This is a genomic window from Lachnospira pectinoschiza, assembly GCF_020564355.1.
In the GTDB taxonomy this organism is placed as follows: Bacteria; Bacillota; Clostridia; order Lachnospirales; family Lachnospiraceae; genus Lachnospira; species Lachnospira intestinalis.
On sequence record NZ_JAJCRR010000004.1, the window covers coordinates 85678 to 108945 of the forward strand.

Below are 23268 nucleotides of genomic sequence, written 5' to 3' on the forward strand. Positions count from 1 at the left end.
TTATTGGGAGGAAGGATGGAAAAAACAAAAGAGTTGATTACAACAGATTATATTCGTAATAAGGTGTATATAATTCGTGGGCAACAAGTGAGGCTTGATCAGGATTTGGCAGAAATTTAAGGTTATCAAGTTAAGAATTTAAATCAGCAAGTAAAACACATTCAGAATAGGGAGTTCAGAGTAATTATGATGACAAAGATACAGGCGATAGAGTTATCGGCAGAAAAAATTTTACAGGGGAATATTACCGAAGCCCAAACAGTTATGGATACAGAATATCCATTTCAAAAAAAAACGGCACAGGGCAGAAAATACACAGACAAAGAAAAAATGGAGCAGTTTGTACGTGATGGTTTTATTGACAGGTATAGTGGGCAGAAGTTAGTGAATCCAGGATTATTAAAGGTTTTATCACATTATATGCCGGAAACTGTTCCATATCATGCACATTGGAAAATGGAATCTTGTCACAACGCATACTGGGAATTTGTGCCGACAGTTGACCATATTTATCCAGTGGCACTAGGCGGAACTGATTCGTCAGAAAACTGGGCAACGACTTCAATGCTTCATAATTCAATTAAAAGTAACTGGACATTAGCACAATTAAATTGGAAATTGCATGATGCTGGAAATTATAATGAATATGACGGATTGACAGAAATTTTTATAAAGCTGGTGCGGTCTGATGAAGCATTATTAAAGGATGCATATATTAAAAAATGGTATAGATTATCGGTGGCAAACAAGTGAATTTGTAAAAACAGAAAATATTGTAATTTGGCAATAAGACGGCTTAGAATTGGGGGTTCATATGATAAACAGACAAAAGCTGTCCGCGGCGCTTGAGGAATATAAAAAAGATTTTGATAGTGAGTGGGAGGACGAAAAATATAAGTGGCAGGCAGTAAAATGCTTTCAGGATAACTGGGATATTCATGTAGTGGATTTTGCGGCAATGCTTGCAAAATCACTGAAAAAAACGGCAAATTTATTGACCTCGAATATCGGGGAATCGGTACGTAATGGGCGGTAATATTATCTGGGTGCGGACACTGGATTTGAATCAGCCGTTTACACAGATTGCGGGACAGCTTGAAAAAATCGCAGAGGATTATTTTGGGGAAAATGTAATGGAACAGAATGCAGATTCCATAATAAGGAGGTAGAACAGATGCAGTATTTTAAGTTACAAATCGGATGTATGCTGATCGTGCTTTACGTGGCATTTATTTATATCCGTGAGAAGTATGAATATAAAGTAAAGCAGAAAGAGCCGGTATTTGAACTGCTTTTGATTACGGGAATCCTAAGCATTGTATTTGACGGGGCAACGGCATATACCGTAAATTATCTTGATAAAGTGCCTGGGCTTGTCAATGCTGTGCTTCATGCCTGCTTTTTGTGCGGACTGGATACACTGTCATTTGTAATATTTTTATATATGTACGATATAACAAGAGGAGTGCCAAAAAGCAGAAAAATAAAGACATTAATCATACTGCCGCTGGCAATATGCATTGCAGTAGTGATTCTGTTTATGCCACAGCTGGAGTACCGTTCCGGCAGAATTACCAATTATTCCATGGGAATTTCTGCGTATACCTGTTTTATTATGGTCGCTGTTTATATGCTGGGAACGGTCATTCTTCTGGTAAAAGGCTGGAGAAATATGGGACATCATAAGCTGATTACGCTGACGACCTGTATTGCGGCGGCAAATGTGGTGACGATTTATCAGATGATTTATCCTGAATCGCTCATATCCTGTCTGGTGCCGACATTTGTCATTATCGGTTCTTATCTGAATGTTGAAAATCCGCTGTTTACAAAGCTGCAGGCGCACAACCGTGAAATGGTCATGGGCTTTGCAACATTGGTGGAAAACAGGGATGGCAGTACAGGAGGGCATATCCGCAGAACAACGACATATGTAAAGCTTCTGGCAGAAGAACTGCAGAAAAGGGGAATGTATAAAGGACAGCTGACACAGGATTACATAGAAAATCTTACCATAGCCGCGCCAATGCACGATGTTGGAAAGATTGCCATACCGGATGCTATTTTACAAAAACCGGGCAGGCTCACAGATGAAGAATTTGCCATTATGAGAACGCATGCGGAAAAAGGCGGAGAAATCATAAAAGAAACGTTTGGACATATCGGTGACGGTGAATATGAAAAAATGGCATATGAGGTTGCAAGGTATCATCATGAAAAATGGAATGGAAAAGGGTATCCGCAGGGGCTGGCCGGAGAGGATATTCCATTATGTGCAAGGATTATGTCGGTAGCAGATGTATTTGATGCGGTTTCCGCCAAAAGATGTTACAGGGATGCGATGCCGTTAGAACAGTGCTTTGAGATTATTGAAAAGGGCAGCGGACAGGATTTTGACCCTGACATTGCGGAAGTATTTCTGGATATGAGAGAACGGATTGGGCAGGTAGTGGGGGCAATCTGATGGATTCACCCACGGATAATAACTGTACTGCTTTTTTGGAGTTCTAATATTGACATGGATTGGCAGCCGGTTGTATGCTTATAAATATCAGAAAACAGACATAGATATTTGCAAACAGAAATAAAAGGACAGGTTATACGATGAACGGATTTGATAAAATGAATAAAAAACTGCTGGCTTCACAGGTAGAAGATGCATTAATGGACGATATTTTAAATAAGCCGGTTCCGATTGGGGAAAAAATCCCGAATGAATATGAACTGGCAGAAATGTACGGTGTAGGGAGAAGCACAATCCGTGAAACAGTAAAAAGTCTGGTATCCAAGGGCATTTTAGAGGTGCGGCAGGGTTCGGGAACGTATGTTATCGGAACAGATACATTGGAAAATGATCCACTGGGTTTTTCTAAATATGAAGATAAGTATAAGCTGGCACTGGAGCTGTTTGAAGTCCGCTTAATGCTGGAACCGGAGATTGCTGCGCTCGCCGCCCAGAAAGCGACAGAGCAGGATAAAGAAGAAATTGTGCGGCTGTGTGATGAGGTGGAGAATTTCTATCGTGCCGGAAAAAATCATACAAAAAAAGATCAGGCATTTCATGCGGCGATTGCAAAAGCAAGTGGTAACAGTGTGGTAGAGTCACTGATGCCGACAATTCACACGGCGATTATTACATTCGTCAATCTGACCTATCACAAGCTGATGGAAGAGACAATCCAGACACACAGGGCGGTTACGGAAGCAATTGTGCAGGGCGATTCAGTCGGCGCAAAATGTGCCATGATTATGCACCTGACCTATAACCGGCAGATGTTGGTGAAAATGATGCAGGAGCGCAAAGCAGGCAATAAAACAGACGATAATAAAGAATAATAAAAACAATAAATCGGTTGGTAAACAGCAGGGAAAACGAGAGGAAAAATTTGTAAAAAACATCAGACAATTTATGCAGGCAATGTTAAAATATGGAATTATAAAATGAATAGTTGTGCAAAAATCACAAAAAAAAGACGGATTACAACGGTTAATCCGTCTTTTTTTAGTACAAAAAACGAAAATAAAATAAATACATCGGATGTATTGACATTTGTACAAACAAAATATAGAATAAAATCAACAAATACATCAGACGTCTTATGAATGTTATTCGTTGTTTTACACAACGCAATGCATTACTAATTAAAATGAAAGTTTCAAACAGGCGGAAAAGGTATGATGTTTTACGGAATACGGCTTCCGCGGAAATGGAGGGTATTATGGACCAAACAACAAGATTGATTCTCGCGGCGGTAGTGGGAATGATTTTATTGCTCGTTCTCATTATCAAATTTAAGATTCATGCAATGCTGTCAATTCTGATTGGCGCAATTACAATCGGCCTGATTGCAGGAATGCCGTTTTCACAGATTGTTACGGCAGTCAATGACGGTATCGGTAACACGTTAAAGGGGATAGCCCTGTTAGTAGGTTTAGGAAGCATGTTCGGTGCAATTCTTGAAACATCGGGCGGCGCACAGACACTTGCCGTTACAATGGTCAACAGGTTTGGCGATAAAAAAGCGGCATGGGCGCTGGGTATTACAGGACTGGTTATTGCAATGCCGGTATTCTTTGATGCAGGACTGATTATTCTGATTCCACTGGCATTTTCGCTGGCAAAAAGAACAAAACGTTCCACACTTTATTATGTTATTCCGTTATTGGCAGGACTTGCCGTAGGACATGCATTTATTCCACCGACACCGGGACCTGTACTGGTTGCAACGATGTTGGGCGTTGACCTTGGCTGGGTTATCCTTATCGGTATTGCCTGTGGTACGGTAGCAATGATTGTAGCCGGACCGGTATGGGGGTCTATCTGTGGAAAGAAATACATGGTTGAAGTACCGGAGCACATTCAGCAGCAGGAAGATATTGATGAATCAAAGCTTCCGAGCTTTGGACTGGTTGTAACCATTATTCTGATTCCGCTGGTACTGATTATTTTAGATTCTCTTGCAGGTGTAGTGGGATTTTTGACACCCGTGGCAGGCATTCTGGGATTTTTAGGCGAGCCGTTTGTGGCACTGCTGATTGCAACACTGGTTGCGATGTATTTCCTTGGAACAAGACACGGTTACACACTGGCAGAACTTGAAAAGATACTCACAAAATCTTTAGAGCCGACAGGTCTGATTCTTTTAGTAACAGCCTGCGGCGGTGTATTAAGATATATGCTTCAGTATTCAGGACTGGGCGATGTTATCGGAAATGCCGTTTCATCAGCCGCACTTCCGTTAGTTGTGGTAGCATTTATTGTTGCCGCACTCGTAAGAATCTGCGTAGGTTCTTCTACCGTAGCTATGACTATGGCAGCAGGCATTATTGCTGCAATGCCGGAAATTGCGACACTTTCACCGCTTTATCTTGCCTGCATTACCGCAGCAGTAGCCGGTGGCGCAACGGTCTGCTCCCACTTTAACGATTCCGGTTTCTGGCTGGTACGTTCATTAGTCGGACTTGATGAAAAAACGACATTAAAGACATGGACCATTATGGAAACACTCGTTGGCGGAACAGGATTTTTAGTAGCACTGTTGATTTCATTCTTTGTATAATGTGTAAAAACTAGCGATGGCGGTTTGGCTTTAAGCGGAAAAACGCCATGCACGACAGATTTGTGCCGCAGGCATTACAAATCTGTTTGTATCGCAGAATTGAATAAATTCAGTTTGCGATTACTTTGACATTAAAATGCCTGCAGAAAAGAGGATTAGTGTGAAAAATCACACTGAGGTGCTGATTTTTCACAGGGATATTTGTTTCTGAGCAAAAACAAATATCCCTGATTGCAGATGAGAAATCGCCTGCGCGAATTTCTCATCGCATCTTTACAACAAGTTGCTCAGAAAAGAGGATTATTATGGAATTAAAAAGTCAGGAAATGAGAAAACTTGCACCGGAGCTGGATCCGTTAAGAATCGGAACGGGCTGGAAGCGTGAAGATTTATCAAAACCACAGATATTTATAGAAAGTACATACGGTGATAGTCATCCGGGAAGCGGTCATTTAAACATTTTAGTAGAAGAAGTACGAAAAGGTGTTGCACAAGCCGGCGGATTCGGTGCAAGATATTATGTAACAGATATCTGTGACGGCGAAAGCCAGGGTACGGACGGCATTAATTTCAGTCTTGCAAGCCGTGAAATGATTGCCAATATGATTGAAATTCAGGGCAACGCAACCGTATCCGATGCCGGTGTTTATCTGGCAAGCTGTGACAAGGGTATGCCGGGCAACCTTATGGGACTTGCGCGTGTCAACATTCCATCCGTAGTTGTTCCGGGCGGTACGATGAATGCAGGACCGGAAATGCTGACTTTAGAGCAGCTCGGTATGTACAGCGCAAAATATCAGCGCGGTGAGATTGACGAAGAAAAATTAGACTGGGCAAAATGCAATGCTTGTCCAAGCTGCGGTGCATGTTCCTTTATCGGAACGGCTTCTACAATGCAGATTATGGCAGAAGCACTTGGGCTTGCCCTTCCGGGAAGCGCACTCATGCCTGCTACAAGTCCGGATTTACTGGCATATGCAAGAGAAGCCGGAAAACAGGCAGTCAAACTCGCTTACATGGAAAATATGAAACCGTCCGATATTGTAACGATGGAAAGCTTTGAAAATGCAATCCTTGTGCATGCTGCAATTTCAGGCAGTACAAACTGTCTGCTTCATATTCCGGCACTGGCACATGAATTTGGAATAGAAATTACAGGCGATACATTTGACAGACTGCACCGCGGCGCGCATTACCTGCTTGATGTCCGTCCGGCAGGAAGATGGCCTGCTGAAACATTTTACTATGCAGGCGGCGTTCCGGCGATTATGGAAGAAATCAAGGAACATCTGCATTTGGATGTTATGACAGTAACAGGAAAGACACTTGGCGACAATCTGGAAGATTTAAAGAAAAATGGATTTTATGAGCGTTGTGAAAAGTGGCTTGCACAGTTTAACGAACGGTACAACACCAACATCACCCGCAAAGATATCATACGTCCGTACGATGAAGCAATCGGCACGGAGGGCAGTATTGCAGTCTTAAAAGGAAATCTTGCACCAGAGGGCGCAGTCATTAAGCATACAGCGTGTCCGAAGGAAATGTTTAAGGCAGTTTTAAGAGCCAGACCATTTGACAGCGAAGAAGAATGTCTGGACGCAGTGCTTCATCATAAGGTACAGAAAGGTGATGCAGTCTTTATCCGTTACGAAGGCCCGAAGGGAAGCGGTATGCCGGAAATGTTTTATACCTCCGAGGCAATCAGCAGTGATAAAGAACTTGGAAAGAGTATTGCGCTGATTACAGACGGACGTTTCTCAGGCGCCTCAACCGGTCCTGTTATCGGACACTGCAGTCCGGAAGCCGTAGACGGTGGTCCGATTGCCCTCGTTGAAGAAGGCGATTTGATTGAAATTGACGTAGAAGCAAGAAAGTTAAATATTATCGGTATCCACGGCGTGAAAATGACCGAAGAAGAAGTGCAGGAAGTATTAAAACAGCGCCGCCTTGCATGGAAACCGAAAGAACGCAAGTACAAGAAAGGTGTACTGAGGCTGTTTAGTGAACTGGCAGCCAGTCCGATGAAAGGGGCTTATCTGGAATACGATAAGTAAAATCCTATCTTTTCCTAATATAAATGATGCAATCCGCAAGGCTGGGTATCCGGTCTTGCGGATTTGCCGTTGTATTGCATGATATAGCGAATAGGTATTTGATATTTACGGCGGACATTGGTATCATAGAAATATTACAGGATAAAATGCAATAAAAGGATAGGTGATAAACGTATGAAACCGCAAAGACAGATAAATCAGGAATATTTAACAGGGGAACGCCCTTTATTTGGGGAATCGGGGCTTCAAATTAACCATACTCTATTTGGGGAAGGCGAATCTCCGTTAAAGGAATGTCATCAGATTGAAATGGAAAACAGTATGTTTCAGTGGAAATATCCTTTATGGTACAGCAGTGATATTGAAGTCAAAGACAGTACATGGGCGGAAATGGCGCGCGCGGGCGTGTGGTATACCAACAACATTCATATCGAAAATGCGCTGATTGAAGCACCGAAGAATTTCCGCAGGTGTAGCCAACTGAAGTTAGACAACGTATTTTTACCGAATGCCGCGGAAACGCTTTGGAATTGTAGTAACGTGACATTAAATCAGGTGTGCGCAAAGGGCGATTATTTTGCAATGAACTGCACCGATATGCAGATTGACAATTTTGAACTGGCGGGAAATTACTGCTTTGACGGTGCAAAAAATGTGGAAATCCACCATGCCAAAATGCTGTCTAAGGACGCTTTCTGGAACAGTGAAAATGTGACGGTGTACGACTCTTACATTTCCGGGGAATATCTGGGCTGGAATTCAAAGAATCTGACACTTGTCAACTGTACGATTGAGAGCCTTCAGGGAATGTGCTACGTTGAAAATCTGGTGCTGAAAAATTGCAGACTGTTACACACAACGCTTGCATTTGAATATTCCACGGTAAACGCAGAGATTACGGGAAAAGCGGACAGCATTTTAAATCCGAAGGGCGGTACAATCCGCGCAGATGCAATCGGAACACTGATTTTAGAGCCGGATAAGATAAAGCCGGATGATACGCAGATTATTTGTGAAAATGTAATGGAAAGGCGGGAAAAATTTTAAATGGAAAATTTATTTGATAAACCGGTAAAACGCAGAGGAACGGGCAGTTTAAAGTGGGACGTTGCCGAAAATGAACTGCCGATGTGGGTTGCCGACATGGATTTTGAAACAGCACCGCCGGTAAAAGAAGCTATTTTAAAGCGGGCGGAGCACGGCGTGTTTGGCTACACGGACATTACACCGGAGTGGTATAGTGCCTATCAGAGCTGGTGGAAAGACCGTCACGGATTTGAAATGGAAAAGGAGTGGCTCATTTTTACAACGGGTGTCGTTCCGGCAATTTCAAGTATTGTAAGAAAAATGACAACGGTTGCGGAAAATGTGGTGGTTATGACACCGGTTTACAACATTTTCTTTAATTCCATATTAAATAACGGCAGAAATGTGCTGGAAAGCCGTTTAAAATATGAAAACGGCGCATATCAGATTGACTTTGATGATTTAGAGGAAAAACTTGCAAATCCGCAGACGTCCCTGTTGCTGCTGTGTAATCCGCATAATCCTGTCGGAAAAATCTGGGACAGGGAGGAACTTAAAAGAATCGGGGAATTATGCTGGAAACATCATGTACAGGTGCTTTCTGACGAAATCCACTGCGATATTACAGAGCCGGGCAAGGACTATAGTCCGTTTGCTTCGGTATCTGAAACGTGTAAAAATAACAGTATTACATGTGTTGCGGCGACAAAAGCATTTAATATTGCGGGAATCCAGACGGCGGCAGTGATTGTGCCGGATAAAACGATTCGTCACCGTGTCAGCCGCGGATTAAATACCGATGAAGTGGCAGAGCCCAATGTATTTGCATTGACCGCACCGATAGCGGCATTTACAAAGGGCGGGGCATGGCTGGACGAACTGCGTGCATATTTATGGGAAAACAGAAAGACAGCGGAAGCATTTATAAAGGAAGAAATTCCGCAGATTTCAGTTGTAGCGGCGGAAGCAACGTATCTGTTATGGATAGACTGCACACGTATTGCACAGGAACAGGAGAATTTGTGCGCATTTATCCGCAGCCACAGCGGTTTGTATCTGTGTGACGGCAGTGAATACCGCAACGGTGACGGCTTTTTAAGAATGAATCTTGCCTGCCCGAAAACGCAGGTGGAAGACGGACTGCGCCGGTTGAAGGAGAGCGTGGAGGCGTATCAGAAGCGGTATGCAGGGTAAAAGGCCTGATTTGAAATAACGTGTTCATTCAATGCTTTACGGGCATGAATTGATATAAGGCAGAACTATTGGATATGAAAAGCGGTTCTTTATATAATAAAGGAAGATTGATGATTTTCTTATACAGTGGAAGAATAATAAAGATCGCCTGCCGCTGATTATAAAAGAGGAATGCGTTAATATAGGATTAAATCAAGAGAAGCCTTATAAATAAAGGGTTTTGAATGATTTAAGTCCTATTTTTTTATGAAGTTATGAATTTTGGATTGACATATTTTCATATGACAGTTAATATAATATTAAAGACAGGCAACTTGAGTGTCTGCCAAGCGGCAAAGTAAGGTGTTGTGCCAGAGAGCAGTGCCTTATGAGCTTTATAAGGGTTTGACATTTACCACAATCTGGCTAGAGGTTAATCCTCGAAAGAAAATGTTAGAAAGGCTCTGCTTATGCAGAGCCTTTCTTAATCTAAGCAAGTAGTGGAGAATTGTAGTGAGGAATGTTTTAGATTGCATAAATGCATTTATTCCGCTATTATCAACCGAATATGAGCTTGTGCTAGGGAGGAAAGGTGTTTCAGTTACATTAAGAATCTCATTTGATAAAAAAGATTGTTTTCATCTTATGGGGCTACAATATCTCGTAGACAGACCTGAATTGAGCCGAGACAGAGGCAGAGTATTTGATGAGATAGCAGATGGAACAATTACAATTGAAAAAATAGAGTCATCAGATTTTTATAATAAGATAGAGCAAAGAGTTCATTTTCTGCCATTGCTTGAACAAATGATTGACAGTAATGATACTGTGTTTAAGTATAATAAGAAAGCAAATATGTATTCAATGATTGAGGCAGATTATCTTATGGAAAACAATATGGAGAGCAGAAATCTATTTCTGTTTTTATCTAATGATGAAGGAGATAATTATTTCTGTCGTTCATTTTTCCCAGAAGAAAAGATTGATTTATCAACGGGGATAGAGAAAGTTCTTTACAATAGAATAAAATAATTTTTTACATAAGCCATTTGAACTAACAATTGTTAGATGCTTTTTTTATAAAATGTGAAAGCTGTAAACAGCAGGAGGAAAAATGCAAAACAGTTACCGTTATTTTAAAAATGAAAAATGTAAATACTTTCCGTGTCATAAAGTGGAAAAAGAGACAGATTTTAACTGCCTCTTTTGTTACTGCCCGTTAAATCAGTACGAAGACTGTCCGGGCAATCCGCACTTTATCGTACGTGAAAGCGGAAAGAAAATTAAAGACTGCACGTATTGTACCTTCCCGCACCAGCCGGAAAACTATGAAAAGGTTGTGCGGTTTTTGTCGGAGAAGATGAAGTAAAATCAGGAGTAGGTGCTTACCGCATCTTTGAAATTTTGAAGCATTTGTTCATGCAGTTCCTGTGGCTGTAGAACAAGTGCTTCTTTTCCAAATTTGAAAAAGTAATTAGCTGCCTGCCGCCGGGTGCAGTTAAATGTATATAAATTTCCGTCTTTATGAATGTAAGAAGGACGCTGGTGCAGAATGGTCTGATACATGGAAAGTCCTTTATTTGTAAATAAAACCTGAATATTTTCACTGGGGCTGTCAAAATAAGCGGCACCCGTAGCCTGAATCTTTTTGCGAAAAGATTTCTTTTCGTTTTCTGTTATTTCAAATTTTTCACCGGTATCCATAACAGATAAAATATTTGAAAGCCGTGGACTCATATCAACATATGTTCCGTTAAAACCAGCTTCATGAGGACAGCTTTTACAGATAACATAGGTGTATCCGATGAAAGTGTCAATAGCAAGGGGCATTATATAATAAGAATGATTTGTATGCATTTTAATACAGGCAATTGTATTATTTTTAATGCAGTCGTTCAATATATTGAACAAATCTTTTTTAATAATGCAGTCACGCTCGGTATCTTTTAAATCCGCATATGATTCAAAAAGTGCGGAAACAAATTTACCGGGACGTTTATAAATTTTTATAATCATATCATTACAATGCTGTAATAATTGTATGGATTGTTTACTGTAGTGAATGTTTTTCTGAATACCTTTTGGAAGTTTACAATATTTATTTTGAAAACTGGAAATGGTATGCTGCTGAATATCGTGAAGAATATTCTGCTGCATTTTTTGGGATTCTGTCAAAGTAAGGTGCTTATTAAGAATTTTGTTATAAATGTCCGTCTGCTGATTTATATAGCTCATGGGATTGGCTGACAGCGTTGACCAGCCGTTTTCGATAATCAGGTTTGTAAGTGCCGAAAAAGAATTTAAGTGATATTTTTCAATATCATATAAAAGAATTTCGTGCGTTTTTTCGGAAATATTGATATGTTGTCGTTCTTCTATTGAAATCCAGTTATTCATTTGTACCCCTCCAAGATTTATTTTACTAAATTATACCATATACCTGTACAAAATAATAGAGATAAATTGATAAAAATGCAGTAAAACAGGCATTTTTCTTATGATAACCTGTATAAAAAATAATTTCAGATATACATTGTAAAGTGCATTGTAAAATTGTATGATTAATTCATAACTTAGAGAAATGATTTCAGACAGATTCGATATGGGGATTGGAGTGGTGAATATTATGAAAAAGAGTATAAGAGTGACATTTATATTGGCAGCAGTAACAGTTGTATCAGTGTATTTGGCAGCATGTGGCGCGACAACTGGTGGCAATACATATGAACAGCAGACAAGGTCAACACAGAGCTATGCAACAACGACACAATCTGCGGCAAAGACATCAACTAAAGCGACGACAAAGGCAGCAACCCAATCGGCAGCAAAGGCAACAACAAAAGCGGCTGCAAAATCCGCAACAAAGTCGAGTGTAAAGGCAACCACTAAATCATCAAGTTCAAAGAAAAGTAAATATAATTCATATGATGATGGATATAATGCGATTTACGATGATGATGATTATGACTGGGAGCGGTATAAGAAAGATAAAGATTATGCAGACGGTGTAGATGATGCAATGGATGAACTGGATTGGTAAAGGAGGGGACAAATGCTTGCAAAATTAGAAATGATATTAGAGGGTGAGGAGATTGATTATCGGAATTCTTCTAATTTACAAGGCGTTTTAATGGAACGGATAGATACGGAATATGCTGAAATACTGCATGAACAGCGGCTGAATCCGTATAGCCAGTATCTGATAAAAAATGAAAATCAGTATATATGGTGTATTCAGACATTGAATGAAGAAGCCTATGAACAGATGATTCAAAAAATGATAAGTCAGGATTTTTCGGAATTTCAGATAAAGAATAAAAAAAGTGCTATCCGAATCACCGAAAAAAAGCTGAATATACAAAAGAAAGCCAATTTAATGGAACAGTTTTATGAAGAACCGGGAAAAAAATATTACAATATTGAGTTTATGACACCGACATCGTTTAAAAGAAACGGTCAGTATCAGATATTTCCCGATTTAAGTCTGATATACAGAAGTCTGATGAAAAAATACAGTGCATCGACAGAAGAGCTGGATATGTATGATGAGGATACGCTGGAACAGCTTGTGGAAAACAGTGAAATTACACGGTACAAATTGCAGAGTATCGGATTCCCAATGGAAGGAATTACAATACCTGCCTATAAAGGGAATATTACTGTGAAAATGAAGGGAAACGATACCATTTCAAGATATGCAAGACTGCTATTTTCTTTCGGGGAATATTCAGGCGTAGGAATTAAGTCGGCGATTGGCATGGGGGCAATGAAGTGTTTTGACCGGAAAAAATAAATGCTGTACAGGAATAGCGGAATGGAGGAACAATGAACGAAAAAGAAGTAAAAATCGTAATTGCGGGACTTTTACATGATATTGGAAAAGTCATTTACAGAGAAGGCGGGGACAGCAGAAAGCACAGTCTTAGCGGTTATGATTATTTAAAAACAGAAACGAAAATGACGGACAGTGAAATTTTAGACGGCGTAAGATATCATCATGCACAGCAGTTGAAAGGTGCGGGTATCGGGAAAAATTCGATTGCATATCTGACCTACATGGCGGATAATATCGCATCAGCAACGGACAGGCGTGAAAAAGACGAGCAGGAGAGCGGATTTGAAATTGCAACGCCGTTGGAAAGCATTTTCAATATATTAAACGGTAATCATCAGAAAATGTATTATAAGCCGGATTTTTTAAATCCCGATACAGAAATTAATTTCCCAAGACAGGAAAAACAGATGTTTGACAGACATATGTATCATCTGATAAAAACGCATATGACTGAAAATCTGAATGGCGTTGAGTATAATAATGCTTACATTAATTCACTGCTTGAAGTGCTGGAAGCCAATTTATCTTATGTTCCGTCTTCAACCTCAAAAAATGAAATTGCGGACATATCGCTGTTTGACCATGTAAAGCTGACGGCGGCAATGGCTTCCTGTATTTATCAGTATTTAGAGGAACAGAAAATTACGGATTATAAAAATGCATTGTTTACCAATGGAAAAGCATTTTATCAAAAAGACGCATTTATATTGTATTCAATGGATATATCGGGAATACAGGACTTTATTTATACAATCCATTCGGAAAATGCGATGAAAATGCTGCGTTCAAAGTCCTTTTATCTTGAAATCATGATGGAGCATATTATTGACAGCCTGTTAGAGCGGTTAAATTTATCGAGAGCCAATTTGATTTATTCGGGAGGCGGTCACTGTTATCTGTTACTGCCGAATACACAAAATGTTAAAGATAAAATACAGCAGTATCATACGGAAATCAATACATGGTTTTTAGAGCATTTTCAGGTGTCACTTTATATTGCGGGCGGATACAGTGTATGCAGCAGTGATTCATTGAAAAATGTACCGGAGGGCAGTTATGCACAGATATTTAAAAATATCAGCCGGATGATTTCAACACAGAAGGCTTCAAGGTATACGGCAGGACAGCTTATAGCATTAAACCGGAAAAAGGAAAGCGATTACAGCAGGGAATGCCGGGTGTGCAGACGGATTGAAAGCGTTGACGAAAATGGTCTGTGTCCACATTGCTCAGCGTTAAAAGAACTCTCCGGCAAAATTTTAAATGAAAAATACGCATTTTTTACAATCCTTTCGGAAAAAGAAGATAATGCGCTTGAGTTACCGCTGGGGTATTATTTAGTTGCGGAAGACGAAAAAGAATTGCAGAAACGCATGCTTATAGGGGACAGCAAATATGTACGTACATATGGCAAGAATAAGATGTATACGGGCAAAAATGTTGCAACAAAGCTGTGGGTTGGAAATTATCATTCCGATTGTAATACGTTTGAAGAAATGGCAAAGAAGTCAGAAGGAATCGAAAGAATCGGTGTATTAAGAGCTGATGTTGATAACCTTGGAACAACTTTTGTGTCGGGATTTAAAAATGCACAGAATCACGACCTGTATGTAACGTTATCCAGAACAGCGGCATTATCCAGACAGCTTTCACTTTTCTTTAAATTATATATAAATACAATCCTAAGAAATGGTGCATATGTTATCCGCAAATCCGATAAAGATAAAACATTGCGGAATGCGGTCATCTGTTATTCCGGCGGAGATGATTTATTTATTGTAGGAGCGTGGAACGAGGTGATAGAACTGGCACTTGATATCCGGGAAAAATTTGCAGCTTATACAGAGAACACACTGACAATTTCTGCGGGAATCGGCGTATATAAGCACGATTATCCAATCAGTGTTATTGCAAATGAAGTGGCAGATATGGAAAGCATGTCAAAATCAAGAGCAGACAAGAATTCTATTACGATTTTTGATGACGGGGCAGTTCATACGGAACTGGATAGGGAAGGATTTCAGATTGAAATCGGTGACGGAACATATAGCTGGCAGGAATTTCAGGAGAAGGTATTGGAGGAAAAGTACCGGTGCATTGAGAATTTCTTTGATATGTCAGATGAAAGAGGTCTGGGATTTTTGTATAATCTGCTGGAGCTGATACGCAGACCAGAAGAAAAGATTAATTTTGCAAGAATTGTTTATGTTTTAGCAAGGCTGGAACCGACAGCAGATGCAGACGAACAGCAAAAAAAACAGTATGAGGTATTTTCAAAGAATTTGTACCAGTGGGTAAATACGGACGGAAAAGAAAGTCCGGATATCCGTCATTTAAAAACAGCAATGCAGTTGTATTCATATATTAGAAGACAGCGCGAAAGCGAAAAGGAAACGGAGGGAACACAAAATGAGGATTAATGAGGAAAATTATGTTGCAAAAGCGGAAAGTGTTATTTTGAAACTGAGTAAACAGGTCAATAAGCAGGGGAAAGTAGTTGCAATGGTAACAAATTCTAAAATAAGAAATCTTTTATCCATGTCAGCGGATATTTACAATCAGGTGTTAGACTGTAAAGACGATAAACTGCCACAGGAGCTGAATGGAAGAATTGAGTATCTCAGGGTGCGTTACATATATGAGGCAGGACGTGAACCGAGGGTGAAAGACCTTGTAATACAGGGAGAGCTTCTTGAAATTATGAAAGAAATACAGGGCAGTAAGAAAAATTACATTTTATATTATCACTATATGGAAGCTTTAGTGGCATTTAAAAGATTTTGGAACAAAAATGATGATTAATGGCGTGGGTGCAGAAAAGGAGGAATTATATGTATTCAAAAATTCGGATAACAGGGGTATTAGAAACTAAAACAGGTATGCACATCGGGGGTTCGTCAGCTTTTTCCGCAATCGGGGCAGTTGATTCACCGGTAATTAAAGATGTAAGGAACGGAAAACCAATGGTACCGGGAAGTTCTTTAAAAGGTAAGATAAGAACGCTGTTAGCAAAAAAATATAATGAAGCGGTTGTAAATCCCGATAATGATGCGGAATGTATCAGGAGAGTATTCGGTTCGGCAAAAAAGGATAAGGACAATAAAGTTCATGCGAGTAAGATTATTGTTTCAGATATGTTTCTAATGAATGAAGATGAAATCAGAAACAGAGGGATAGAGAGTTTTACAGAGGTAAAATTTGAAAACAGCATTAACAGGGCAACGGCAGTTGCCAATCCAAGGCAGATTGAAAGAGCAATTAAGGGCTTGCAGTTTGGCATTGATATGATATATGAAGTTGACAACGGAAAAGAAGATGAAGTCATTGATGATATAAAGCTTTTGGCGGAAGGCATGAAAATGCTGGAGTATGACTACCTCGGCGGAAGCGGTTCCAGAGGATACGGCAAAGTGCAGTTTTTTGATATGACGGCAAAAGTTGTAATCGGTGCGCTGGACGATTCAGTAGTAGCAGAAGTAAATGAGGTGCTGGCACAGATTTAATTTTTGCGGAATGGAGAGTAAGATGAAGTATAGGGCATATAAATTAAAATTTTCAACAGGTGTTCATTTTGGCAAAGGAACATTAGAAGATACGGCATATGCTTTTTGTGCGGATACATTATTTTCGGCATTGTGTATTGAAGCGGTTAAAGACAGCACAGAAAGATTAGAAAGGCTGGTACAGACAGCCAAAGCCGGGAAAATGCTTCTGTCAGATGCGCTTCCTTATATAGAAGATACGTACTATGTACCAAAGCCGATGTGTGAAATTGCACATTCACAGGAAGATACAGGGGATTCTTCAAAAAAGAAATTGTATAAAAAAATAGAGTATATACCGTATGACTGTGTTGAAGACTACGTGGAGGGTGAATTCGCAGAAGATATAGCGGCAGAATTTCATGCATTGGGTAAAAAATATGTCAAAGTATCGGCGGCTGTAAACGGCAATGATGAAACCGTACCATACCGTGTAGGACAGTTTTATTTTAACGAAAGAAACGGGTTATACATTATATTAGGATATGATGAAGACGCGGTATGCCATGAATTTGAAAACCTGCTGACATCGGCAGGATACAGCGGTATCGGCGGTGAACGAAGCAGTGGTCTTGGAAGATTTACGGTTAAAGAGGCAGAAGATACAGAAGATTTACTCGGACTTCTGGGAAAACCGGCAGACCGGTATATGACACTGTCGTCCAGTCTGCCAAGAGATGAAGAACTGGAAAATGTTTTAAAAGATGCCAGATACAGAGTGATTAAAAAGAGTGGTTTTGCCGCATCGACACAGTATGCAAAAGACCAAAGAAAAAGGGATTTGTATGTATTGGCAGCAGGCGCTTGTGTTACACAGATGTACGAGGGCGATGTATATGATGTGGGAACAGGAGAGGCACATCCGGTATACCGATATGCAAAGCCGATATTTATGGAGGTATAGGTATGAAAAATCCATGTAAAGAATACCATGTGGTACTTGAGGTACTTGGACCGGTTCATGTGGGAAACGGCAGGGAGCTGGATAAAAAAAGCTATATTTTTACAGATAAAAAACATATTGCTGTCATTGATTTGGAAAAGCTGTATGCGTATCTGAGTGGAAAAAAGCTGGCACAGGAATATGAAAAATTCCTTCTTCGGGGACAAATGAAATTAAAAGAATGGCTTGAAAAACAGAATATTTCATATGAAGAAATCAGCCCGTGTGTAAAGTACCGCATGAATTGTGGAGATGCCATACAGATGAACAGTCCCGATATTCACATTAGTGAACAGATAAAAGACCCGTATTGTAAGCCGTATATTCCGGGCAGTTCTATTAAAGGAATGCTTCGGACGATTTTACTGGCAGATGACATTCTTGTAAACAGTGAAAAGTATGCACGTTTAAAAAATACAATGGGATACAACATTTCATCACGGGATAAAGTGTCAAGAAAAGAGTATCTTCTAAGAGATATGGCAGCTATTGAATGTGAAAAATTTCACACATTAAAACGGGATGAAAAGAACAAACAAAATGCAGTCAATGATATGATGTCGGGAATCATTGTCAGTGACAGTGAGGCACTGGAAATGGACAGTCTGGTGCTTTGTAAAAAGGTAGAGGGACATGTAGATGGAAAAGACCATGTGATTAATACATTAAGAGAATGTATACGTCCCGGAACAAAAATCCGATTTACAATTACGGTAGATGAAACCGTTACGGATTTGACAGTTTCTGATATTTGTCAGGCAGTTGAAAGATTCGCACAGAATTACAATCAATGTTTTGTAGAAAAATTTCAGGGAACAGACCCGTTACCTTTGGATTGTGTTGTATTGGGAGGCGGAAGCGGATTTGTTTCAAAAACAATTATCTATCTGATGTTCGGTGAAAAGGAAGGAGTGAGAAAAGCACGGGATATATTCTTTAAAACAGTTGCAGGCAGGAATTCAAAACATGCTTCGGATTTAGAAGCAGGGGTATCACCGCATATTATAAAGTATACACAGTGCAACGGAAAACGACTGCAAATGGGTGTGTGCAGATTTGTGGTGGAATCATAACAGAATGGAGGATTTTTTATGGACGTTTTTGATTTTGACGGAAGCGGAGAACTTGAGGCTGATGAAAGAATGGCAGCGGCTGAAATATTGTGTACGAGTGCAGAGGAGCATGAAGCATTTTTTGGTGATGCAGGTGATTTTGCAACAAGTGACAGTGATGATGAGTTAGAAGATGATTTAACAATAGCAGGATTAGACATTCATGAGCTTGAATTTATGGACGAAGATGAACGGAGAGAGGCGATTGAAGATGCGGGATTAGACCCGGATGATTATGATATGTTTTAATTAGTAAAAACAAATTGCGGTCAGGGGAAGGTCTGTGGTATAATAAAGGAAATCTTGATTGTTTTATCGGAGATTTTCCCCCGCACCTTGAAAATAGGGCGTTTGCACTGGATATTAGAATGTATGTTCTTGTATAACGTGCCATTTTTATTTTTCCCCCGCAAAACGCTGCGGGAGGGCGCATGGTTACTGATGCGGCAGGGACGGGATTTGAAATTAAGAAACCCCATAAGGGGACGGAAACCTATTGAAAAGAATTGTATAATAATCTTGCTAGGGAATTTGAAATTAAGAAACCCCATAAGGGGACGGAAACTTGTAGCAATCCATTGCCACATCATACTCATAAGTAAATTTGAAATTAAGAAACCCCATAAGGGGACGGAAACACAAATTTTAATTGTTTCCTGGTTATTCATTTCTTATTTGAAATTAAGAAACCCCATAAGGGGACGGAAACTAAGTCGGTTAAAATGTAACCTTCAAACTTGTTTTATTTGAAATTAAGAAACCCCATAAGGGGACGGAAACTTGTATAAGGTCAAACTCATTGAGATACAACCTTAGAAGATTTGAAATTAAGAAACCCCATAAGGGGACGGAAACCTTGATTTCTGTTCCTGATTCATGCCAGCAGTTGCTTATTTGAAATTAAGAAACCCCATAAGGGGACGGAAACTTGTAGCTGTGTCGGTTTATTGCTGCCCACTTTAAGATTTGAAATTAAGAAACCCCATAAGGGGACGGAAACGTTCTTCGTATGTGATATACATCATATCTCACCTCATTTGAAATTAAGAAACCCCATAAGGGGACGGAAACCATCGTTGACTTGTTACTATCCATTACAAGCCCGAATTTGAAATTAAGAAACCCCATAAGGGGACGGAAACAACATATATTCTTGTCAATACAAAATCGAATAAATGATTTGAAATTAAGAAACCCCATAAGGGGACGGAAACACAGTTTACTACTACATTAATAATGCTGTTGTTTATTTGAAATTAGGAAACCTCATAAAGGGACGGAAACTCTCTTAAATAAGTGTAAACATACACCGAATCTGTATTTGGAGTTAGGAAACCCCATGAGGGGACAAAACCCGCTGTTCACCTATGAATAGTGGCTACGGCTCATTATTAAGATTTAAGCTCCATAGGGGACAAAAAACAATAATAAGAAACAGGAGGTTTTGATATGCTATACAGATACATTGCAGTCATTTCAGAAGCAGAGGGCGTTTTTTATGCAAAAGTTCCTGATATTGTAGGCTGTATTACAACTGCCAATAATTTGCAGGAGGCTATTATGCTGATTACAGATGCGTTAAATCTTGCATTGACAGTTTTAGAAGATGAAAATATTACACCAAATCAACCGACATTACAATCAGAGATTCAACATAATCCGTGTGATATTTTGACGGTCATACAGGCAGATACTATGAAATATCGTAAATTGCTGTCATTACCCCTCTAGGGGACGAAACATTGTTTAAGGCTTTTTATCCGCAGACGGAAGGAGAGTGCCTATGAGTTATTTATATGTAAATGACAATGGAGTAACAGTTGGTGTTGAGGCAAACAGATGTGTGGCAAAATACCCGGACGGTATGGTGAAATACGTTCCGATAGAATCACTTGAAGGAATTGTGATTATGGGACAGTCACAGCTAACAACACGCTGTACGGAAGAATGCCTGAAAAGAGGAATCAACATTTCTTATTTTTCTAAAGGTGGAAGATATTTTGGACGGTTACAGTCAACAGGACATGTCAAGGCAGAACGACAGCGCCAGCAGTGTGCATTGTATGACACAGAATTTTCAGTTGAACTGGCAAAAAGAATGATTTCGGCAAAATTAAAAAATCAAAGTGTAGTGTTAAAAAGATATGAAAGAAGTAAAAATATTGCATTACCCGAAATTGATAATATGTTGGATATTTGCAGAAAGAAAGTGGCAGAGTGCAAAGACGTCTATGAAATTATGGGGTATGAAGGACAGGGCGCAAAATATTATTTTGATGGATTATCAAAATGCATTAATGAGGAGTTTGTATTTCATGGCAGGAGCAGAAGACCACCGTTAGACGAATTTAATTCAATGATAGGATTGGGATATTCGGTGCTGATGAATGAAATTTACGGAAAGATAGAGGAAAAAGGATTAAATCCGTATTTTGGATTTATACACAGAGATGCAGAAAAACACCCGACGCTTGCAAGTGATTTAATGGAAGAATGGCGGGCTGTATTAGTCGATGCTACGGTAATGGGGATTATTAACGGAAACGAAATTTCAAAAGATGATTTTGTAAAAAATTTAGACGAGCCGGGGTGTTATCTGAATAAAAACGGTGTTGGCATTTTGATTAAAAAGCTGGAAAAGAAGTTTCAAACAGACGTAAAATATCTGGATTATGTGGATTATCCGGTCAGTTTCAGACATGCAATGATGTTACAGATGAATCAGTTGGTAAAAGCGATAGAGTCTGAAGATGCAACACAGTATTTGCCAATACAAATCAGATGATTGTAATGAAAATAGGATATCGATAGAAATGAGGGATATTTATGGATGAAGACTATTTCTTTCAAATCGAAGACGAAATAACAGATGACAGGTTGTTTATTTTAATTATTTACGACATTACTAATAACTCCAAACGTGTCAAATTTGCAAAATTGCTGCTGGGCTATGGGTTTAGAATTCAAAAATCAGCATTTGAAGCGGTGCTTACAAAGACAAAGTATGAGAAGTTAAAACAGGAAATTCCGGAGTTTGTGGATAAAGAGGAGGATAGCATACGCATTTACCAGATAAAAGGGAAAACACAGGTTGTTGCGTGGGGAAAAGAACAACAGTATAATATAGAGGATATTATTATAATATAGGAAGGAAATATATTATGGGGAAAAGAATATTATTTTCACCGGTAGGCGGTACAGATCCGATAAAATATTGCAGTGATGGTTCTATGTTGCATATTTGCAGACATTATCAGCCGGACGAGGTGGTTTTATATTTGTCAAAAGAAATGACGGAAAAACATCGTGAAGATAACAGATATGTTAAATGTATTGAATTGTTAGGGGAATTACTGCATCATAATTTTTTAGTGCGGGTAATAGAAAATCCGGAGTTTGTTGATGTACAGAAATATGATGTCTACTATGAAATATTTCACGATGAAATAAAAAAAATCAGTGAACAGATGACGGCAGAAGATGAACTGCTGGTAAATATGGCATCGGGAACACCGGCAATGAAAAGTGCCCTGCTTATTATGGCAACACTGGCAGAGTACCGGTTTAAGGCAATTCAGGTAAGTACGCCATTGAAAAGAATGAACTCGGATTATGAGAACAGAGATGCTTATGATGTGGAAGAAAGCTGGCAGTTGGACGAGGATAATGAAGAAGGCAGTAAGAACCGGTGTGAAGAAGTGCGGTGCATGAATTTGGTCAAGCTGCTGAAAATAGACATGATAAAGAAACATTTGTCAGCATATGATTATCATGCGGCATTGGAATTAGGCACGGAAATTAAAGAAGAAATCAGTGACAAAGCTTATATGCTGTTACAGATAGCGGATTTGCGTATGAAGCTTAATTTTAAGGAAATCAGCCGTTTGATGAATTGTGAAAAATTTGATATTTATCCGGTTAAAGATGCAGGAAAAATGAGGCTGTTTGAATATGCGTGCGTATTGCGTATAAAAGTTTTAAAGGAAGAATATGCGGATTTTATCAGAGGAATTACACCGATAGTTGTTGATTTACTGGAAATGATTTTAAAGTTGAAAATGGGCATAGACATAGAGCAGTGCTGTAATATCAGTAAAGGGGTCAAGAAATGGGATAGAGATAAACTTGCCGCCAACGAACTGCTGGAGTTATTGGATAAAGCATACGAAACGGGCGGTGGTATTAAAAGTGGACCGGTTTATTCACATGCGCTAAAGTACATTATTGATGAAAAAAGCGATGATGCGGTTTTGAAAGAAAAAGTTGCTGAAATGATTGAAGTGGAACAAAAAGTCAGAAATATGGCTGCACATCAGATTGTTTCGGTTACAGAGCAGTGGTTTAAAGAAAATACAGGAAAAACACCGAAAGATATTATGCAGAATATCCAGTATTTAATTGTGCAGGCGGGCATTGGTGTCAAAAAAGAGGACTGGAATACATATGACGATATGAATAGCTTGATTGCAAAATATTTAGGGTAATGAAAACGAATAATTGCAAATGAAATTACAAATGAA

Annotated in this window: 24 protein-coding genes and 1 CRISPR repeat array; of the genes, 23 read left to right on the forward strand and 1 reads right to left on the reverse strand. The window is 39.4% G+C overall.

What is annotated here, in order from left to right; all coding sequences use genetic code 11:
- Positions 1-186 precede the first annotated feature (186 nt).
- The 11 genes from LI288_RS09205 (at position 187) to LI288_RS09255 (ending at position 10685) form a co-directional block, all read left to right on the forward strand.
- On the forward strand, positions 187-753 hold the full coding sequence (locus LI288_RS09205; RefSeq protein ID WP_227090181.1) for an HNH endonuclease: 567 nt from the start codon (positions 187-189) through the stop codon (positions 751-753).
- Positions 754-814: 61 nt separating this feature from the next.
- Positions 815-1036, forward strand: a complete 222-nt coding sequence (locus LI288_RS09210; RefSeq protein WP_227090182.1) for a hypothetical protein — start codon at positions 815-817, stop codon at positions 1034-1036.
- The gene (locus LI288_RS09215) at positions 1026-1169 is read left to right on the forward strand and encodes a hypothetical protein (protein ID WP_022431439.1); all 144 of its coding nucleotides are present in this window, start codon (positions 1026-1028) and stop codon (positions 1167-1169) included. The genes LI288_RS09210 and LI288_RS09215 overlap by 11 nt, the downstream gene beginning before the upstream one ends.
- 5 nt (positions 1170-1174) lie before the next feature.
- Positions 1175-2464: an HD-GYP domain-containing protein gene (locus tag LI288_RS09220; RefSeq protein WP_022431440.1), complete on the forward strand. Its 1290-nt coding sequence runs from the start codon at positions 1175-1177 to the stop codon at positions 2462-2464.
- Positions 2465-2604: 140 nt separating this feature from the next.
- The gene (locus tag LI288_RS09225) at positions 2605-3336 is read left to right on the forward strand and encodes a FadR/GntR family transcriptional regulator (RefSeq protein ID WP_022431441.1); all 732 of its coding nucleotides are present in this window, start codon (positions 2605-2607) and stop codon (positions 3334-3336) included.
- 383 nt (positions 3337-3719) lie between these two features.
- Positions 3720-5060, forward strand: coding sequence for a GntP family permease (locus LI288_RS09230; RefSeq protein WP_227090183.1), 1341 nt, complete (start codon positions 3720-3722; stop codon positions 5058-5060).
- A 305-nt stretch (positions 5061-5365) separates the two neighbouring features.
- Positions 5366-7117: a dihydroxy-acid dehydratase gene (gene ilvD, locus LI288_RS09235; protein ID WP_227090184.1), complete on the forward strand. Its 1752-nt coding sequence runs from the start codon at positions 5366-5368 to the stop codon at positions 7115-7117.
- 174 nt (positions 7118-7291) lie between these two features.
- Positions 7292-8164 carry a DUF3737 family protein gene (locus LI288_RS09240; protein WP_227090185.1) on the forward strand — a complete coding sequence of 291 codons (873 nt, stop codon included), beginning with the start codon at positions 7292-7294 and terminating at the stop codon, positions 8162-8164.
- Entirely contained in the window at positions 8165-9337 is a 1173-nt protein-coding gene (locus LI288_RS09245) for a MalY/PatB family protein (RefSeq protein WP_227090186.1), read from the forward strand.
- A gap of 492 nt (positions 9338-9829) precedes the next feature.
- Positions 9830-10348, forward strand: a complete 519-nt coding sequence (locus tag LI288_RS09250; protein ID WP_227090187.1) for a PBECR4 domain-containing protein — start codon at positions 9830-9832, stop codon at positions 10346-10348.
- A gap of 82 nt (positions 10349-10430) precedes the next feature.
- On the forward strand, positions 10431-10685 hold the full coding sequence (locus LI288_RS09255; protein WP_227090188.1) for a cysteine-rich small domain-containing protein: 255 nt from the start codon (positions 10431-10433) through the stop codon (positions 10683-10685).
- Between the two features lie 2 nt (positions 10686-10687).
- Here LI288_RS09255 and LI288_RS09260 read toward each other — a convergent pair whose 3' ends face one another.
- A complete protein-coding gene (locus LI288_RS09260; protein WP_227090189.1) occupies positions 10688-11713 on the reverse strand; it encodes a WYL domain-containing protein in 1026 nt (341 codons plus the stop codon).
- Between the two features lie 229 nt (positions 11714-11942).
- Between LI288_RS09260 and LI288_RS09265 the strand changes: the two genes are divergently transcribed.
- From LI288_RS09265 to csm6, 12 genes are all read left to right on the forward strand, one after another.
- Positions 11943-12356, forward strand: coding sequence for a hypothetical protein (locus LI288_RS09265; RefSeq protein WP_227090190.1), 414 nt, complete (start codon positions 11943-11945; stop codon positions 12354-12356).
- 12 nt (positions 12357-12368) lie between these two features.
- Positions 12369-13109, forward strand: coding sequence for a CRISPR-associated endoribonuclease Cas6 (gene cas6, locus LI288_RS09270; protein ID WP_227090191.1), 741 nt, complete (start codon positions 12369-12371; stop codon positions 13107-13109).
- Between the two features lie 32 nt (positions 13110-13141).
- The gene (gene cas10, locus LI288_RS09275) at positions 13142-15571 is read left to right on the forward strand and encodes a type III-A CRISPR-associated protein Cas10/Csm1 (RefSeq protein ID WP_227090192.1); all 2430 of its coding nucleotides are present in this window, start codon (positions 13142-13144) and stop codon (positions 15569-15571) included.
- The gene (gene csm2 / locus LI288_RS09280) at positions 15561-15953 is read left to right on the forward strand and encodes a type III-A CRISPR-associated protein Csm2 (RefSeq protein WP_227090193.1); all 393 of its coding nucleotides are present in this window, start codon (positions 15561-15563) and stop codon (positions 15951-15953) included. Before cas10 ends, csm2 begins: the two co-directional genes overlap by 11 nt.
- Positions 15954-15982: 29 nt before the next feature.
- On the forward strand, positions 15983-16654 hold the full coding sequence (gene csm3, locus LI288_RS09285; protein WP_227090194.1) for a type III-A CRISPR-associated RAMP protein Csm3: 672 nt from the start codon (positions 15983-15985) through the stop codon (positions 16652-16654).
- Positions 16655-16676: 22 nt separating this feature from the next.
- Complete coding sequence (gene csm4 / locus LI288_RS09290; protein WP_227090195.1) at positions 16677-17597, forward strand: type III-A CRISPR-associated RAMP protein Csm4; 921 nt, start codon at positions 16677-16679, stop codon at positions 17595-17597.
- Between the two features lie 2 nt (positions 17598-17599).
- A complete protein-coding gene (gene csm5 / locus LI288_RS09295; RefSeq protein WP_227090196.1) occupies positions 17600-18709 on the forward strand; it encodes a type III-A CRISPR-associated RAMP protein Csm5 in 1110 nt (369 codons plus the stop codon).
- A gap of 18 nt (positions 18710-18727) precedes the next feature.
- Complete coding sequence (locus LI288_RS09300) at positions 18728-18997, forward strand: uroporphyrin-III methyltransferase (RefSeq protein WP_227090197.1); 270 nt, start codon at positions 18728-18730, stop codon at positions 18995-18997.
- A gap of 208 nt (positions 18998-19205) precedes the next feature.
- Positions 19206-20103: direct repeats of the CRISPR family, unit length 36 nt; unit sequence ATTTGAAATTAAGAAACCCCATAAGGGGACGGAAAC.
- Between the two features lie 94 nt (positions 20104-20197).
- Positions 20198-20479, forward strand: coding sequence for a type II toxin-antitoxin system HicB family antitoxin (locus LI288_RS09305; protein ID WP_227090198.1), 282 nt, complete (start codon positions 20198-20200; stop codon positions 20477-20479).
- Positions 20480-20531: 52 nt separating this feature from the next.
- The gene (gene cas1, locus LI288_RS09310; RefSeq protein ID WP_227090199.1) at positions 20532-21533 is read left to right on the forward strand and encodes a CRISPR-associated endonuclease Cas1; all 1002 of its coding nucleotides are present in this window, start codon (positions 20532-20534) and stop codon (positions 21531-21533) included.
- 41 nt (positions 21534-21574) lie between these two features.
- A complete protein-coding gene (gene cas2 / locus LI288_RS09315; protein WP_227090200.1) occupies positions 21575-21895 on the forward strand; it encodes a CRISPR-associated endonuclease Cas2 in 321 nt (106 codons plus the stop codon).
- Positions 21896-21909: 14 nt separating this feature from the next.
- The gene (gene csm6 / locus LI288_RS09320; RefSeq protein ID WP_227090201.1) at positions 21910-23232 is read left to right on the forward strand and encodes a type III-A CRISPR-associated CARF protein Csm6; all 1323 of its coding nucleotides are present in this window, start codon (positions 21910-21912) and stop codon (positions 23230-23232) included.
- Positions 23233-23268: the final 36 nt, after the last annotated feature.